The sequence below is a fragment of the Vulcanisaeta sp. JCM 16161 genome (genome assembly GCF_001316285.1).
Window position 1 is genome coordinate 201,740 of record NZ_BBDO01000005.1, and the last position, 13,329, is coordinate 215,068.

Consider the following 13,329-nt stretch of genomic DNA (forward strand, 5'->3'; position numbering starts at 1 on the left):
GTAACAGATTAATTTTAGGGTGTTGGTCCAATACCCGCCAATTTTGGGTATGGTCTAGACTCCCAAACAGCTCTTAACCCACACACATACCTCGTTAATCGCTCAATGCCAATGCCAAAACCAGCGGTTTGCAGTGGGTAAAACTCCCTGAGCATCATTAAGTACCACCTATACTTGTTTGGGTCTTCACCGCCCTCCCTCATCCTAGCTATAACCTTGACTGGCTCGTACTCACGCTCAGCACCACTAATAGCCTCACCGAAGCCTCTGGGTATAGCATGTCGAAGTCCCTGAGTATGCCAGGTCTTTGTGGGTCTTCACGGTCGTAGAATCCCCTGGCTCCCTTGGGATAATCAATTATGAAGAATGGATTCTCATGATAAGCCGACAATAATTTCTCGCACTCCCACCTTATTTCAGTATTTGGTGGATTCTTACAGCCCAATTCATTAACGAGCTCCACAGCCTCCTTGTGCGTGTACCTCTTGAATGGCTTCCTGAAGTCGGGCAGTTGCCTGTTGAGTTTTGTCTCAAGTTCCTTACCGTACTCTTCCTTGACACGTTTAACTACATAAATAATCATGTCCTCGGCTAGGTCAATAACGTCGTTATATGTTGCGCCATAGACCTCGAGATCCAATTGATAAAACTCAACTAAGTGCCTTCCCGTGAAGACACTATCGTTTGGTTCAAATCTAATGTTTGGACTTAGGAAGTAAATCTTGCCAAGTGACGCGGCCATGTACTGCTTATAAAGTATGGCGCTCGACATTACCTTATACTCCATCCCGTAGAAGTCCACAGTGGCCTGCTTAGCGCCTCTAATGCCTGGATCAGTCACTGGACCTATTATTGGAGCCAGGACCTCAGTAAATCCCCTGGAATTCAAGAACTCCCTCAACGCATCAATTATCGCCGCTTGAACCTTAAAGACCAGCTTATACTTATCCTCCCTAGCCCACCTCCATGAATAGCTAAGCCACTCTTTAATGAATTCAAGGTATTTACCTTGATCTGAAACCATCTTCTCGAACTCCAAAACAGCTGGGTGGAAATAGGGCTCCTTCCTCTCGGGCCACTTATCCATATAGTGATCCCAAGTGGTAATTGCCCCTTTTAAATATGCCTTAAAAAAATGACAATAAAAACCGAATTAACACTAACGCATTATACATCACTAATCATGAAATCAATGTCCAAAATATCCTTAACTATTGAGGAAAATCTGTCAATTTGCCTCATTAATAAGTCAATGCTTGTTAGGCCCGCTGAATCGCGCTTAGGTAGCCCGGCGACCTCCCTCGCCATGTTGAGTACGAAGCCCCTAAAGTTCGGATCACCCAGTGAGTCATGCAATGTTATTCCAATCACCAGCTCCTTCTCCCTAAACACCCCATCCATCTGCTCCACAGGTCTCCCATTCCTCTCCCTAATCATTATTAACGGCTCATCACCGACGTACTGAGGAATACCCCTATGTATCTCATAACCCCTAACCTTAACACCCTCCAACTCACCCCTCAACCCGACAGCCCTTGACAGTGACACAACCTTTTCGGTGCCATATACTGTATTAACATTAACGAGGCCAAGCCCGTTATAATTACCTGGAGTACCTGCCTCGAGGCCGTGTGGGTCGCTCAATACCCTGCCCATCGCTTGAAAGCCACCACATATCCCCAAAATAACTGCTGAGCCCTTAATCCTCATTAACGCCTTATCCAGGCCAACCCTCCTCATCCAATCAAGGCTCGCGACCACATTCTTAGAGCCAGGCAGTATTACAAGGTGGGGATCACCCAATTCCTTCGGGCTCCTAACTATCCTAACCGTGACATCATCCTCAAGAATCAATGGGTAAATATCATTGAAATTAGAGATGTATGGATAGGCAATCAATGCGACATCCAGTGGTCCATTACCGATTGGTCTTAGGTCCATGGAGTCCTCAGGCCACAGCCATAGGTCATCGATGTACGGTAAAACCCCGAGGACAGGTTTACCCGTCCTTTCCTCAAGCCACTTTATGGCAGTATTGAGTAGCCTTTCATCACCCCTGAACTTATTAATAATGAAGCCCCTAACCAGCCTTCTCCATCTAGGTGGTAGTGATTTCATTAAGCCAAGCCCCTGAATGAAGGAACCCCCTCTATCGATGTCGAGGACGACGAATACATTGGCACCAAGCCACTCAGCCGGTCTGAAATTGGCTAGGTCCTTACTGGCGAGGTTTGGCTCGTAAGCGACCCAGCACCCTCACCAACCACTATGTCATACTCCTCAATCAACTTACGTACACTAGCCTTAACGGCATTGATCGCGAGACGGCGTATTGAAGAATCATTGAGGTAATGATTGAAGGATAATTGAGCCCTTGGTTTACCAAGTATTATGTATTCAGCCTTATCACCCAGCATTGGCTTTATCAGGATTGGGTTATGGTAAACACTGGGCATTAAGCCGGCCACGTACGCCTGCATCGCCTGAGCCAGTGCTATCTCGCCACCCTCAATGGATGGGTAGCTATTAAGCGACATGTTCTGCGCCTTAAATGGTGATGCGCGAAAGCCCTTAATGCTAAGAATTCTCAATAATGCGCTCACTATCGCGGTTTTCCCTGAATCGCTCATTGTCGATACTATGTATATATTCACTGATATCCCTCCTTAACCCTAGGGCAATAAATCTTACCTCATCTAAGGAAGAAAATTTAAGTACTTCACATGAGTAAATTAATTAAGTGATGCATGTATGACCGAGTGGACGACAATGAGGAATTATAAGCTATGGGTTGGTACTGCGCTCATGGCATTATCCATATACCTAATCATCAAGCTTTATGATAACCTATTCCTAAGTCTCAAGGTGCCCATAGTCGCGGTAGGTCCCGACGGCGTGCTAAAAATCATTGGTCGATCCAGCCATTCACAAGCCCTGTCCTTGCATACGATATTATACTTAGCATGGTATTAACAGCCATCCTGTCATCCCTAGCCTCAGTACTTATCTACTCCTCAATAATGAACAGTAGGTATAGGGGCAATGCCGTTTATCAGGGTGGTTTACCCGTAAATAATGATGATAATGACAATGCCATAAGTACCATTGCCCTATCAAACCTAGAGAAAAGGGCTCTGCAGGTAATACGTAAGAGGGGCGGTATGATAACCCAGGTAGAGTTAGGGCGTGAACTAGGGTTGAGTAAGTATCAGGTGTCGAGACTTGTGAAGAGACTTGAGACTAAGGGAGTTATTGAGAGGAGGAGGGCCGGTGTTACTAATGTTTTGATTCTACGTAATGGTTTTAGTACCCTGGACAAGCCCAGAAAGGATAAGGACTAGATTATCCCTATTACTCTGGGCGTTAATCAACGCCTCCAATCCCTTCCTTGTGAGGTAAACCCCTGAGTATGGCTCCCACCTAACTAAGCCCAGGTTCTTCAGTTCATTTAAGTAACGTATTAACCTATCGTAAGGTACGCCAACCATCATCGCAAGCCTACTCAACTTATCACAACTCCCCATTTTATCCAGTGAGAGTAGGATATCGGCGTATATCTCAACCCTGGTCCTTGGTTTCTTCCTGTACATCAAGAGAGTTAGTCTCTGCAACAGTCTTTAACCATATCGTAAAGGCGCACAGGCAACTAAACGGCAACCTTATTGCAACCCTTAGAAAGGGTTGCAAAATACGGCAATTATTTTAAACGATTTTAATATTAATGGAGGACTTTATAAATGCTTCCTAACCGATACATGAATCACGGGTATTACCACGCACTTACCATTACCTGTAATAACAACATTATTCACCGCGCCAAAGTCCACATTAACATCATAGCTGGTGCATTAACGATAATGGGGCTTAGCCCAAGGGGTATTTCGAACTTACCACTCGGTAATGTGCAGTTGTATGTTTGCCCATTAACTACGGCCTGAACGCCAGTAACGTATAATCGTATTATGTTGTACGTGCCATTAGTTAACGAGCACTGAGCAACGAGTTGACTAGTATTAACTAGCTGTACCAGATCAAAGGTTGTTTGCGCTAGGCTACAGGTTACCCAAGTATTGTTGCCACCACCCTCCCTATGAAAGGCTATTTCACTTATTGTCACGTATAGGTGATTAACCTTAACGGTTTATCGGTTAAGTATACGTATACCTGGCTTATGGTACCTGTACTTCCACTTATTATGCCTATGCCATGCCCACTAAGCATTAGGTAAGCAACTACTCCTATTACTACCACTACAACCACTATTGCGCCTATGACCCAGCCCTTCACCTTAATCACCAGGTGTATCGTGACTTCGTTATTTAAAAGGTATGCCGAAGAAATCACCGTGAAATTTCCGTGGAAAGTCCCATTCACTATTTTTAAACATTAAAAACCAGGTGAATTAACCTTAATGACTGAAAGAATTACATGGCTGAAGAGGGACCTAAGCACGCTAGAGTTGCTGGCTCTTGGGTACTCAGACGTATCATCAACCTACTACTTCACGCTAGGCATAGTCGCATTTAACTCAGGACCCTTACTACCAATAACGATGCTCCTGGGATCCCTATCCCTATGGCTCGTTGGGCTGGCATACGCGGAATTCGGTAGTGCAATACCAAGGACCGGCGGCGCGTATTACTACATACGCCGTGAACTGGGCAACACCTGGGGCTTCATCGCAGGTTGGTTATTGAGCTTTGACCAAATACTAATGATTGCATACGGCGCCCTGGGCACCATTAATTACCTTAGTGTAATCATCCTCCAGCCTCATGGTGGCCCATTAACTCCGCATTATCAGTTTTAATTATAATAATGATAATGGTAATAAACATACTTGGGATAAAGGCCTCCGCACGTTTTAACCTAACCCTGCTAACAATCGACCTGCTTGGGATACTGACATTATTAGTGTTTGGTTATTACCTGGTAATTGGTCACGGAGTCCTTTTGCCCAGGTTGTCATTCAATTTTGATTACCTGATTCATGGATTAACATACTCATTTAGGGGTTACACGGGCATTGACGTAATAGCGCAATCAGCGGGAGAGGCAGTGACGCCCTACATATCGGTCCCAAGGGCAATAATCGGCGTATCCACATTATCAACTGCTATTGCATTACTGCTGTCATTATTGACGATATTATCGGGTGCATTAACAACGGTCTCCAGTAATGTTGGTGATCCCATAGGTGCCCTGGCCAGGTACTTACTTCATAATGCGTATTTATCCACCTATGTCTCAATATCAATAGCAATAGTTCTCCTAATATCTGTAAATGCAGGCGTTGTGGACTTTTCGAGAGGTATTTACGTAATGAGCGAGGACGGCTTGTTACCGAGCAGGTTAAGTAGCGTTCATGGTAGGTATAGGACGCCTCATTTAGCGATAATAATCTCATCACTAATAGCAATATTATTTGTGCTACCTGGTAGCGTTGAGCTTATCGCGGATTCCTACGCAATAGCATCGACGATTGTGTACCTAATGACCATGATAGCACTAATAATGTTTAGAAATAAGGAACCGCACTTAGTGCGTTACTTCAGAATACCCAGTGTAACCATAAAACGAATAGAGGTGCCTCTCGTATCAATCATTGGCCTCATTATATATACATTCTCGATTATTCTCATAATCCTCATTAAGTTCATGTATGTGTTAGTGGTGCTGTCATGGCTATTCATAGGCATGTTACTGCACCTACTCAATAAATCTTCTCGACGCACCTAACCACGGAGTCTGAGGCACCGACGATGAATAATTTATCGCCTGCCTCTATCCTAACTTCCTCATCGCTAATTATCACGTCCTCACCCCTTATGATTAACGGTATTGCAACACCGCATTTCCTGGCAACATCCTTAACCTCCTGATTTATGTATGGAGAGTCCGAACTAATTACGACGTAGTACGCCTGCACCTTATCATCTGAGTAAAGTAATTGCTTGAATGGTAACTTTAGGTAATGGGCGATCTTAGACAGTATTGCATCCACAATGGGTATTGCGTAAACGCCCAACTCAATGAAGGCGTCGAGATACCTCTCCTTATTACTAACCAATGCTATTATTGTTGGTACACCCCTCGACTTAGCAGCCCTGGCAACCTCTAGGTTAGACTCATCATCCATAGATAGAATCACAACCTCACTCTCATCAACACCTGCATTCCTGAGTATTGATTCATCCTTGGATCGCCCACATAAACGTAGGCGGGGACACCCCTACCAAGCCTTGCCTCATTCTCATTATTCGCTATCATGCTCACCTCATAACCATTACTAACCAGTAATTTGGCAACTACGGTGCTAATGTCATTTATTCCAACAATCAATGCCTTACGCACAGGCAGTAAGCAAGGCTGTATTTAAAAACCGATTTACCTAAGGTCAACCTGCCTACCATAACCCTCAAGAAACCTCCTCAGATCATCCTCCCTAGGCAGGTTCTCCTCATCACCCCTAACCATCACGACCATGGCAGCCGCAGCCGAGGCCCTCCTCATCGCACTCTCCACATCGTGACCCCTAAGTATCGATGCAAGAAAAACCCCTGCATAGGCATCACCGGCGCCAATCGGGTCCTTCACAGGGACCCTAAATGCATCGGCCTTAACGACCCTACCTCCCAGTACGCCATTGAACCCTTAAGGCCGAGCTTAAGCACGATCTTATCAATGCCAAACCTTGAGCGTAACTCCCTAAACACATCGTCGACTGCGGACACGCCAAGTAGCAAATTGGCCTCTTCCTCATCGAGAAATACTATATCCACGAAACTAAGCGCCTTCGAGAGCACATTAACGGCGTCCTCCACGCGCATCCATAACTTCCTCCTATAATTAACGTCAAATGACGTGGTAACGCCCCTACCATGAGCAACCTCTAAGCCCCTAAATGCCGCTGACCTAGCAGTATCGCTGATGGCCATTGTTATGCCCGTCGTGTGAAAAACCCTGGCGCCACCAACGTAGTCCGGGTCCACATCCTCGGTCCCAGGGCCGAGGCTGCAGAGCCTCTCCTGTAGTAAAGCACGTCACTAACGCCGGGTATTGGGTAATTCCTCTGGACGAAGTATATACCCGTGGGTCTCTCAGGATCGAACTTAACGTGGCTAACATCAACACCCTCACCCCTAAGCCAATTGTATATGAATAGGCCGAATTCGTCAGCACCAAGCCTAGTTATCAATCCACAACTAACGCCAAGCCTTACCAGGGCAACGCATACATTAGCCTCAGTACCCGTGGCATGCTTCTCGAAGTAGGTAACATGCCTAAGAGCCCATCAGTAACGGCATTAAACTGAACCAGGGGTTCACCCAAAGCCACAACCTCAGGCATTGGAGATTTAATAACCACGGCCTATTAAGGAATTACTCTAACAAATTCAAGGAAGCTAAAACCTTAAAAACAACACAGCTAAGGAATCAACGGGCCCGTAGTCTAGCCTGGTAGGATGCCCAGGGCTCGCGCCCCGTACAAGCCTGACGCGCGGGAGATCCCGGGTTCAAGTCCCGGCGGGCCCACCACGCGGATTGATAATGATTGATTACGTTTTGTTTGTTTGGGTCCGTGGGCCTTGGGTGGGGCAGCTCAGTCTCGCCATCGCCCTTGTTATTGCCTTTATCCTCCTCTCCTTTCCTTTGTTTACCGCCTCCTCAAGCATTCTTTTCAATACTTCGCAGACCTTCCTCGCCATTTCCTGGTCCCTCTCGATTACGTACATGCCCATGTGGACCTCGAATTCGCCCTTTGACGGCTCAACCCAGCGTCGTAACCTGCATCCCTAAGCATTTCCTGAACAGCCTTGGCCTCCCCATAGTCCTTACGCCAGGTCCTAAGCTCAACAGTGCCGTTGTTGTTCACGTGAACATTCATACTCACGCCGGCAACCTCGATTGATGAACGGCCCAATGGCCTGGGCTCCATGCCCGATAGCTCGATTAGTCGCCTAGGCTTCTCGGCATCGGGCAGTTGGACCAAGTCCTTAACCAAAGTCTTAATCGCCGAGTCGCCAAGCATTTTCTTGGCTAACTCAATGGCTTTTGAGGACTTAACTATGTAGACTACGGCATGCTCATAATCACTGTCTATCCTGAATCCAAGGTTCTTTAGTCTCTCGATTATGTTATTCCACAACTCTAGCTTTGAATGGCCCATGATGAGCCTAATTCTCTTCTTCTTGATGTTCACATCGCCGTCGCCGAGTATTGCGTACAACACGAACATTGGGAACTCCTCATCACTGAGCCCGCTAGCCACTTCGACAACCTCGGACTTGTCCTTGAACACGCCCTTGTGGTCAAGAGCCATTAAGTGCCACATGGTGCTCACATCACCATCATTGAGGCTCAAGCCGTTTATGTATACGTGGTTCTTCCCTGGCCAAGCCAGTGGCCAAATGATGCTTGCCAGAGCTGGTTAGTACTCATCACTGGGTAGCCCTCCTCATCGATCGTGCCATCTGTCAATAATAAGCCGTATTGCATCGCCCTAAGCTTATTATCACCAAAGAGCTTGGGCACGATAACGTCAACGCCCCTAAGACCAGCGAGCGATATCTACATCGTTATGCTCCCCGACTTAGCGACCCTGACTAACTCAATCGCCAAGTCCTCCGTGTATAGGCGGACTGTGAAGCTTTTGCTCTTATCAAATGGTTTACCGCTAATGATTACTTTAGTTTCACCACTCTGTATCTTTTTAATCAACTCCTCGAGCTCTGGCTTGTAGGCCTTGAGCCATTTCTCGCATGCTTGGTTTAGGAGCTCGAGCATTCTCTTTCCGGCATTGAGCATTGCCCTCCTCAGGTTGGCAATGCCCTCGTCATTGCTTTCCCCAATCCTAGTCTCGATATTTCTTAACCAATCATTCAATGCATTGGTTGCGTTGTCGAATGGAGTTGCCGATTCGCTGAGCAACACGCCTCTGCGCTTTTCTACTCGGTCAATGAACTCGTTGATTAACTTCATGACTTCCTCAATGATTCTTGGGTCTTTAACCTCCTCACCGCACTCAAGCCTCCTCAAGCCCTTAACCTTCCTACCCCAGCAAATCCTTAAGCCGTTGAGAGCCACAATGCATCCATAGGACTAAATCAGCAACAGAGCTAATAAGCCACTGCCGGGAGGTGGGAAGTATTGATGCCCGTGTTTCAAGATGGGCTGAGGAATGAGGAGGAAGAGCGAGATTTGCACCCACATAGCGGCAGTCATTCTCTACCGAGAATACTCAAAGCTAATGCAACCAATATACGCAGCCGTAATAAACATGGAGTGCCAAGGTGACTACCACCTAGAAGTCATGGACAGGGATGCGGAGGTCATCAAGGACGTGAAGGCAATGAGCAGCGACATCCTCAAGCCAAGGTGCGGAGCGACATGTTGATGTGACCCATTAGGTTTGTCATTCGTGGCTCATTAGGCTCATCGCACGCCCCTCCATACACCGCGAAACCACAGACCACGCACGGCGGATAGCGATTGGGCATTAAGCCAAGGCACGCATCAAGGAAGCACCGCCTGAAGGGGCACCACCACACTTATTATCTTTACCATATCTCTAACAATCTTGCGTTCCTTATCTAAGTCGGCCCATTATATGGTAATGGCATTTTTACCCATGTCTAAATTTTATATTTTATTTTACATGCATCATATTCTAAGCTTAGATCTAAAGTAAGATTTATAAGTGGTTAGGTAAATAATGGTTATGCGTTTCATTAGGGTTTTCCGTCAACCATGATGGACGACTATCCATTGAATGTTCACGCAATAATAAGGCATGCCGCGTTATATTTTGGTGAGAATGAGGTTGTGTCTAGGGACGTTGATGACAATATCGTTAGGTTAACGTATCGTGATGTCTATGATAGAGTCCAGAGAATAGCTTCAATGCTTGAGGGTGAGTTAGGCGTGAAGCCTGGTGATAGGGTTGGTGCATTGGGTGTTAATACCCATAGATATTACGAGTTATATTATGCTGTGTCAGGAATTGGCGCCGTCTTTGTTGAGATGAACTTCAGGCTCTCACCCATTGAGATAACTCACGTGGTTAATCAAGACTAGCACTGGAAAGTTCGATAAAAAAAAGTACTAAGGAATCAATACAAGAATTACTTCAGCAAGGATCAATAAAGTAAGGTTTTAATAATATCGTTAATTCTCATGTTATTTGTTTATGGTCATACCCATTACTGTTTTGAGGATTTTGAGGAGGTTTCGTAGGATTACTCGAAGCGTCATTTTTTTTACTCCTTAATCCTATTCCTAATAGTCCTATTCGTGGGGGCCCTCGCCATGTACCTAATCGAGCACGGGAAGAATCCTGGATTTAATAATTACTTTAATGCTGTTTGGTTCGTGATGGAGACCATAACCACCGTTGGTTATGGCGATATAGTCCCTAACACGTACCTTGGTAAAATAGTTGACATGGTCATAATGCCCGTGGCATCGCCGTAATAAGCCTGTTAACTGCATCGATAGCTACGGAGTTGACAAACGCAGCAATAGCAAGGAGCATGGGTCATCACACAACCTCAAAGGGTAGGCATGTTGTTGTGATTGGTGATGCTGATAGGGCCTGAGGGTTATTAATGTTATTATTGAATTAATGAATAGGAGAGGTGAGCTTATAGACATTCTCTACATGAATGATGGAGATAAACCACCGTCATTACCTACTGACGTTGAGTTTATCCGTGGTGATCCATTTAACACCAATGACTTAATTAGGGCTGGTGTGAATAAGGCGTCTACGGTGATTATACTTCCATTTAGTGATGCTGATGTTAGGACTGCTGATGCCAAAGTCGTGCTACTGATCATGAGTGTTAGAAAGCTGAACCAAGCGCCTACATAATTGCCGAGGTTCTTAATGAGCTGATAGGGATTACGCCTTAAGGGCTGGTGCAACTTCCGTGATTTCCCTGGCTCATTCACCACGGTTATGATAGCCAATGAGGTCTTTAATCGTGGTTTATCCTCAGTATTAATAAATATAATTAATAAGGGAGACCTGGGCCTAATGGAGGCTAATGACTATGTTGGGAAGCGGTTTATCGAGGTTGTGCAACTGATTAAGTCCGAGTTAAATTACTTAGTCATTGGCGTGGTTAGGGATGGTGAGGTCATACTCAATCCAGGTAATGACTTTGTAATTCAATCAGGCGACTCGTTACTCGTAATTAGGTGATCCATTAATAGCTTCAAAACACCGTTAAGTGTGTACTCACTTGGAGTTAGGGGATTTATACCGTCACTCCTTATGCGATTCTCCGTGACCCTACCAATGGCTATCGCAGTCCTACCCCTAAGTGCGTCCTTAGCGCAATTCCTCACGGCCTCGTAGGTCATGGGCTCATGAAAACCACGTAATCAACATTGCCGATGAGTCCACAGGCAATGTCGACACCCACGGGATTCGGTCTCACGTCATAAATACCATACTCAAAAACATCATAGCCAAGTCCCCTAAGCTCATTAATAATGTAATCATTGCCCCTCAATGATCTTAACACTACGACCTTACCACGTGGTAGGTTACGCATCATATTGACTATGCCGTAGCTTGAGAATTCCCTAGGCGTAACACATGCAATGCCTAACTTCTCAACCTCGTTACATGTCCGTGGGCCAACGCCAATAACCCTCACATTACCGCTTAATTGTCGTAACTTATCACCTACGTATTTCACGGCAACGGCGCTCATTATAACCACATAATCAGCATTGTTAAGCGATATCCTACTAATCAATTCCTCATTGGGTACAATATCAATAACCGGTATCTGAATTACATCAATATTATTAAGGTGGACTGGCCTTATCTTCCCCGAGGCCCTAAGTATGAGGACCTTAGTCATTACTAACACCAAGTTCCTTAATCAGTGACCTGGCCGTGAGTTCAATGGCCTCCCTACTGCTCATGCCCGGTCTCCAACCGACTTCCCTAATAATCCTATCAATGGAAAGTAGCATTCGCTTAACATCGCCAGGCCAACCCCTCCCATCCGGCGTAGCGGGCTTATAGATTATTCTCGGGTTAAAGCCTGATGCCCTAATGACTATGCCCACTATATCCCTAACACTTATTGAATCCTGGTTACCGACATTATACGTGTAAACACCAACGCCATTCTTCACGGCATGCTCCCAAGCCATTAGTGTGGCGTTTATGGTATCCGTTATGTATAAGTACGACTTCTCCTGAGTGCCATCGCCAAGAACCTCAAGTTCGCTTGAGTTCTTTCTGAGCTTCATTAGTAGGTCATATATGACACCATGCCTAAGCCTAGGCCCAACAATATTTGCGTACCTAAGAATCACGCAATTGATCCCATAAAGCCTCACGTAAGTTCCGCACATTACCTCACCAGCGGCCTTGGCAGCGCCGTAGACGCTTATTGGCTGTATTGGGTGATCCTCAGGTGTTGGTATTATCTTGGCATCGCATATACCGTGCTTGATGATGCATATACCACGGTTTTAACCCCGTACTTACGAACCAGCTCAAGAACATTGAATGTGGCTAAAACATTCTCATCAAAGTGAACCCTGGGTTCTGTGACTGATACCCTAACCTCCGGGTTTGCCGCCAGGTGAAACACGGTATCGACATCTCGAAATACGTCGGGATTACTCGGGCTTTTTAAGTCATCCTTAACGAACCTAATCCTATCTATCACATTCCCCAGCCTACCTAGGTCTCCTGAACTTAAGTTATCAATAACAACCACGTCAAAGCCCATTTCAACAAGTCTCTCCGTTAAGAATGAACCAATGAAACCAGCACCGCCAGTCACCAACACCCTCACCACTAATCACCTCATCAACGCTATACTAACTAAACCAATTATTAACCCAAGAAGGAGACCGGTGTTACCAAGGACTATCTGTATCAATAATAAAACCAGCAATATAATTCTCATGGACCTACTTACCCACGTGCTTGATTCTGCAGTGTACCTGTTACTAAGTACATCATTATTAAGGTTAGTATTATCGATATGGTGCCTACTAACCCGATATAACCTCCCTGTAGGCATTACTTATTTGGGATGTATATATTGATGGGAATGCGGACATCATTGACTTAATGAAACTTGGGCTTACATAATACTCAAATTGAAGATATATCAGTATACCCGCATTAATCAAGTACAATAGTAGGCTTACCCCATATAGTATATGCCACGCCCTAATCCCCTGCGCCTTACTCATTGGGTATAGACACCACCCCTTAGGTTATAAATATTGCAATGATGACCCCAGCGAGCATGCTTATGAAGTGACCAAGCCTATTAATGCCAACGCCGTC

Annotated in this window: 21 protein-coding genes, 1 tRNA gene and 5 pseudogenes; 9 read left to right on the forward strand and 18 right to left on the reverse strand. The window is 45.5% G+C overall.

What is annotated here, in order from left to right; genetic code table 11:
• Positions 1-14: 14 nt before the first annotated feature.
• The 3 genes and pseudogenes from JCM16161_RS08035 to JCM16161_RS17010 all read right to left on the reverse strand — a co-directional run bounded on the left by JCM16161_RS08035 (position 15) and on the right by JCM16161_RS17010 (position 2,654).
• Positions 15-1,087: pseudogene (locus tag JCM16161_RS08035) on the reverse strand (asparagine synthetase A).
• Between the two features lie 80 nt (positions 1,088-1,167).
• Positions 1,168-2,178, reverse strand: a pseudogene (locus JCM16161_RS08040) (cobyric acid synthase); the annotation flags it as partial.
• A 32-nt stretch (positions 2,179-2,210) separates the two neighbouring features.
• On the reverse strand, positions 2,211-2,654 hold the full coding sequence (locus tag JCM16161_RS17010; RefSeq protein WP_243670863.1) for a hypothetical protein: 444 nt from the start codon (positions 2,652-2,654) through the stop codon (positions 2,211-2,213).
• 97 nt (positions 2,655-2,751) lie between these two features.
• On the opposite strand from JCM16161_RS17010, the gene JCM16161_RS08045 reads away from it, so the two are divergent.
• Both JCM16161_RS08045 and JCM16161_RS08050 read left to right on the forward strand, forming a co-directional pair.
• Positions 2,752-2,973, forward strand: coding sequence for a hypothetical protein (locus JCM16161_RS08045; RefSeq protein WP_054855529.1), 222 nt, complete (start codon positions 2,752-2,754; stop codon positions 2,971-2,973).
• Positions 2,964-3,341 carry a MarR family transcriptional regulator gene (locus JCM16161_RS08050; RefSeq protein ID WP_054855530.1) on the forward strand — a complete coding sequence of 126 codons (378 nt, stop codon included), beginning with the start codon at positions 2,964-2,966 and terminating at the stop codon, positions 3,339-3,341. The genes JCM16161_RS08045 and JCM16161_RS08050 overlap by 10 nt, the downstream gene beginning before the upstream one ends.
• Here the strand turns inward: JCM16161_RS08050 and JCM16161_RS08055 are convergent.
• From JCM16161_RS08055 to JCM16161_RS17020, 3 genes are all read right to left on the reverse strand, one after another.
• Positions 3,291-3,590, reverse strand: coding sequence for a hypothetical protein (locus JCM16161_RS08055; protein WP_054855531.1), 300 nt, complete (start codon positions 3,588-3,590; stop codon positions 3,291-3,293). The two genes, JCM16161_RS08050 and JCM16161_RS08055, sit on opposite strands and share 51 nt — an antisense overlap.
• Positions 3,591-3,808: 218 nt before the next feature.
• A complete protein-coding gene (locus JCM16161_RS17015; RefSeq protein ID WP_243670864.1) occupies positions 3,809-4,117 on the reverse strand; it encodes a DUF4382 domain-containing protein in 309 nt (102 codons plus the stop codon).
• The gene (locus JCM16161_RS17020) at positions 4,114-4,296 is read right to left on the reverse strand and encodes a hypothetical protein (protein WP_243670865.1); all 183 of its coding nucleotides are present in this window, start codon (positions 4,294-4,296) and stop codon (positions 4,114-4,116) included. The genes JCM16161_RS17015 and JCM16161_RS17020 overlap by 4 nt, the downstream gene beginning before the upstream one ends.
• 115 nt (positions 4,297-4,411) lie before the next feature.
• On the opposite strand from JCM16161_RS17020, the pseudogene JCM16161_RS08065 reads away from it, so the two are divergent.
• Positions 4,412-5,739, forward strand: a pseudogene (locus tag JCM16161_RS08065) (APC family permease).
• Here the strand turns inward: JCM16161_RS08065 and JCM16161_RS08070 are convergent.
• The 4 genes and pseudogenes from JCM16161_RS08070 to JCM16161_RS08080 form a co-directional block, all read right to left on the reverse strand.
• Positions 5,714-6,151, reverse strand: a complete 438-nt coding sequence (locus JCM16161_RS08070; protein ID WP_243670866.1) for a hypothetical protein — start codon at positions 6,149-6,151, stop codon at positions 5,714-5,716. The pseudogene JCM16161_RS08065 and the gene JCM16161_RS08070 overlap by 26 nt on opposite strands.
• Positions 6,148-6,354 (reverse strand): hypothetical protein, encoded by a 207-nt coding sequence (locus tag JCM16161_RS08075; RefSeq protein WP_054855533.1) that lies wholly within the window; start codon positions 6,352-6,354, stop codon positions 6,148-6,150. The genes JCM16161_RS08070 and JCM16161_RS08075 overlap by 4 nt, the downstream gene beginning before the upstream one ends.
• A gap of 33 nt (positions 6,355-6,387) precedes the next feature.
• Complete coding sequence (locus tag JCM16161_RS17025; RefSeq protein ID WP_243670867.1) at positions 6,388-6,597, reverse strand: carbohydrate kinase family protein; 210 nt, start codon at positions 6,595-6,597, stop codon at positions 6,388-6,390.
• Positions 6,594-7,225, reverse strand: a pseudogene (locus tag JCM16161_RS08080) (sugar kinase). Before JCM16161_RS08080 ends, JCM16161_RS17025 begins: the two are co-directional and overlap by 4 nt.
• A gap of 216 nt (positions 7,226-7,441) precedes the next feature.
• Here JCM16161_RS08080 and JCM16161_RS08085 point away from each other — a divergent pair.
• A tRNA-Val gene (locus tag JCM16161_RS08085) sits at positions 7,442-7,538 on the forward strand.
• A gap of 20 nt (positions 7,539-7,558) precedes the next feature.
• Here the strand turns inward: JCM16161_RS08085 and JCM16161_RS17030 are convergent.
• From JCM16161_RS17030 to JCM16161_RS17045, 4 genes are read right to left on the reverse strand one after another with little or no spacing between them, the layout of a single operon-like run.
• On the reverse strand, positions 7,559-7,741 hold the full coding sequence (locus JCM16161_RS17030) for a hypothetical protein (RefSeq protein ID WP_243670868.1): 183 nt from the start codon (positions 7,739-7,741) through the stop codon (positions 7,559-7,561).
• Positions 7,726-8,343: a hypothetical protein gene (locus JCM16161_RS17035; RefSeq protein ID WP_243670869.1), complete on the reverse strand. Its 618-nt coding sequence runs from the start codon at positions 8,341-8,343 to the stop codon at positions 7,726-7,728. The genes JCM16161_RS17030 and JCM16161_RS17035 overlap by 16 nt, the downstream gene beginning before the upstream one ends.
• A 26-nt stretch (positions 8,344-8,369) precedes the next feature.
• Positions 8,370-8,534 (reverse strand): hypothetical protein, encoded by a 165-nt coding sequence (locus JCM16161_RS17040; RefSeq protein WP_243670870.1) that lies wholly within the window; start codon positions 8,532-8,534, stop codon positions 8,370-8,372.
• A 36-nt stretch (positions 8,535-8,570) separates the two neighbouring features.
• Positions 8,571-9,086 carry a hypothetical protein gene (locus JCM16161_RS17045; RefSeq protein WP_243670871.1) on the reverse strand — a complete coding sequence of 172 codons (516 nt, stop codon included), beginning with the start codon at positions 9,084-9,086 and terminating at the stop codon, positions 8,571-8,573.
• A 94-nt stretch (positions 9,087-9,180) separates the two neighbouring features.
• Between JCM16161_RS17045 and JCM16161_RS08095 the strand changes: the two genes are divergently transcribed.
• The 5 genes from JCM16161_RS08095 to JCM16161_RS17060 all read left to right on the forward strand — a co-directional run bounded on the left by JCM16161_RS08095 (position 9,181) and on the right by JCM16161_RS17060 (position 11,205).
• The gene (locus JCM16161_RS08095) at positions 9,181-9,396 is read left to right on the forward strand and encodes a hypothetical protein (RefSeq protein ID WP_054855534.1); all 216 of its coding nucleotides are present in this window, start codon (positions 9,181-9,183) and stop codon (positions 9,394-9,396) included.
• Between the two features lie 353 nt (positions 9,397-9,749).
• Entirely contained in the window at positions 9,750-10,076 is a 327-nt protein-coding gene (locus JCM16161_RS08100) for an AMP-binding protein (RefSeq protein ID WP_054855535.1), read from the forward strand.
• Positions 10,077-10,292: 216 nt separating this feature from the next.
• Positions 10,293-10,472 carry a potassium channel family protein gene (locus tag JCM16161_RS17050; protein ID WP_243670872.1) on the forward strand — a complete coding sequence of 60 codons (180 nt, stop codon included), beginning with the start codon at positions 10,293-10,295 and terminating at the stop codon, positions 10,470-10,472.
• 151 nt (positions 10,473-10,623) lie between these two features.
• Complete coding sequence (locus tag JCM16161_RS17055) at positions 10,624-10,872, forward strand: hypothetical protein (protein ID WP_243670873.1); 249 nt, start codon at positions 10,624-10,626, stop codon at positions 10,870-10,872.
• Positions 10,873-10,959: 87 nt separating this feature from the next.
• Positions 10,960-11,205 (forward strand): hypothetical protein, encoded by a 246-nt coding sequence (locus JCM16161_RS17060; protein WP_243670874.1) that lies wholly within the window; start codon positions 10,960-10,962, stop codon positions 11,203-11,205.
• Here the strand turns inward: JCM16161_RS17060 and JCM16161_RS08110 are convergent.
• The 4 genes and pseudogenes from JCM16161_RS08110 to JCM16161_RS08130 all read right to left on the reverse strand — a co-directional run bounded on the left by JCM16161_RS08110 (position 11,172) and on the right by JCM16161_RS08130 (position 13,232).
• Positions 11,172-11,366, reverse strand: a complete 195-nt coding sequence (locus JCM16161_RS08110; RefSeq protein ID WP_054855536.1) for a hypothetical protein — start codon at positions 11,364-11,366, stop codon at positions 11,172-11,174. The two genes, JCM16161_RS17060 and JCM16161_RS08110, sit on opposite strands and share 34 nt — an antisense overlap.
• Entirely contained in the window at positions 11,363-11,875 is a 513-nt protein-coding gene (locus JCM16161_RS08115; protein WP_054855537.1) for a uroporphyrinogen-III synthase, read from the reverse strand. The genes JCM16161_RS08110 and JCM16161_RS08115 overlap by 4 nt, the downstream gene beginning before the upstream one ends.
• Positions 11,868-12,826: pseudogene (locus JCM16161_RS08120) on the reverse strand (NAD-dependent epimerase/dehydratase family protein). Before JCM16161_RS08120 ends, JCM16161_RS08115 begins: the two are co-directional and overlap by 8 nt.
• Before the next feature lie 202 nt (positions 12,827-13,028).
• Positions 13,029-13,232, reverse strand: coding sequence for a hypothetical protein (locus JCM16161_RS08130; RefSeq protein ID WP_054855539.1), 204 nt, complete (start codon positions 13,230-13,232; stop codon positions 13,029-13,031).
• Positions 13,233-13,329: the final 97 nt, after the last annotated feature.

What these genes read in the sequence shown, in the direction of transcription:
- JCM16161_RS17060 (WP_243670874.1), top strand. Translation starts at nt 10,960, where the DNA reads ATGATAGCCAATGAGGTCTTTAATCGTGGTTTATCCTCAGTATTAATA.
- JCM16161_RS08050 (WP_054855530.1), top strand. Translation starts at nt 2,964, where the DNA reads ATGGTATTAACAGCCATCCTGTCATCCCTAGCCTCAGTACTTATCTAC.
- JCM16161_RS17030 (WP_243670868.1), bottom strand. Translation starts at nt 7,741, where the DNA reads ATGGGCATGTACGTAATCGAGAGGGACCAGGAAATGGCGAGGAAGGTC.
- JCM16161_RS08095 (WP_054855534.1), top strand. Translation starts at nt 9,181, where the DNA reads ATGAGGAGGAAGAGCGAGATTTGCACCCACATAGCGGCAGTCATTCTC.
- JCM16161_RS08100 (WP_054855535.1), top strand. Translation starts at nt 9,750, where the DNA reads ATGATGGACGACTATCCATTGAATGTTCACGCAATAATAAGGCATGCC.
- JCM16161_RS08045 (WP_054855529.1), top strand. Translation starts at nt 2,752, where the DNA reads ATGACCGAGTGGACGACAATGAGGAATTATAAGCTATGGGTTGGTACT.
- JCM16161_RS08055 (WP_054855531.1), bottom strand. Translation starts at nt 3,590, where the DNA reads ATGTACAGGAAGAAACCAAGGACCAGGGTTGAGATATACGCCGATATC.
- JCM16161_RS08110 (WP_054855536.1), bottom strand. Translation starts at nt 11,366, where the DNA reads ATGACCTACGAGGCCGTGAGGAATTGCGCTAAGGACGCACTTAGGGGT.
- JCM16161_RS08115 (WP_054855537.1), bottom strand. Translation starts at nt 11,875, where the DNA reads ATGACTAAGGTCCTCATACTTAGGGCCTCGGGGAAGATAAGGCCAGTC.
- JCM16161_RS08130 (WP_054855539.1), bottom strand. Translation starts at nt 13,232, where the DNA reads ATGAGTAAGGCGCAGGGGATTAGGGCGTGGCATATACTATATGGGGTA.
- JCM16161_RS17055 (WP_243670873.1), top strand. Translation starts at nt 10,624, where the DNA reads ATGAATAGGAGAGGTGAGCTTATAGACATTCTCTACATGAATGATGGA.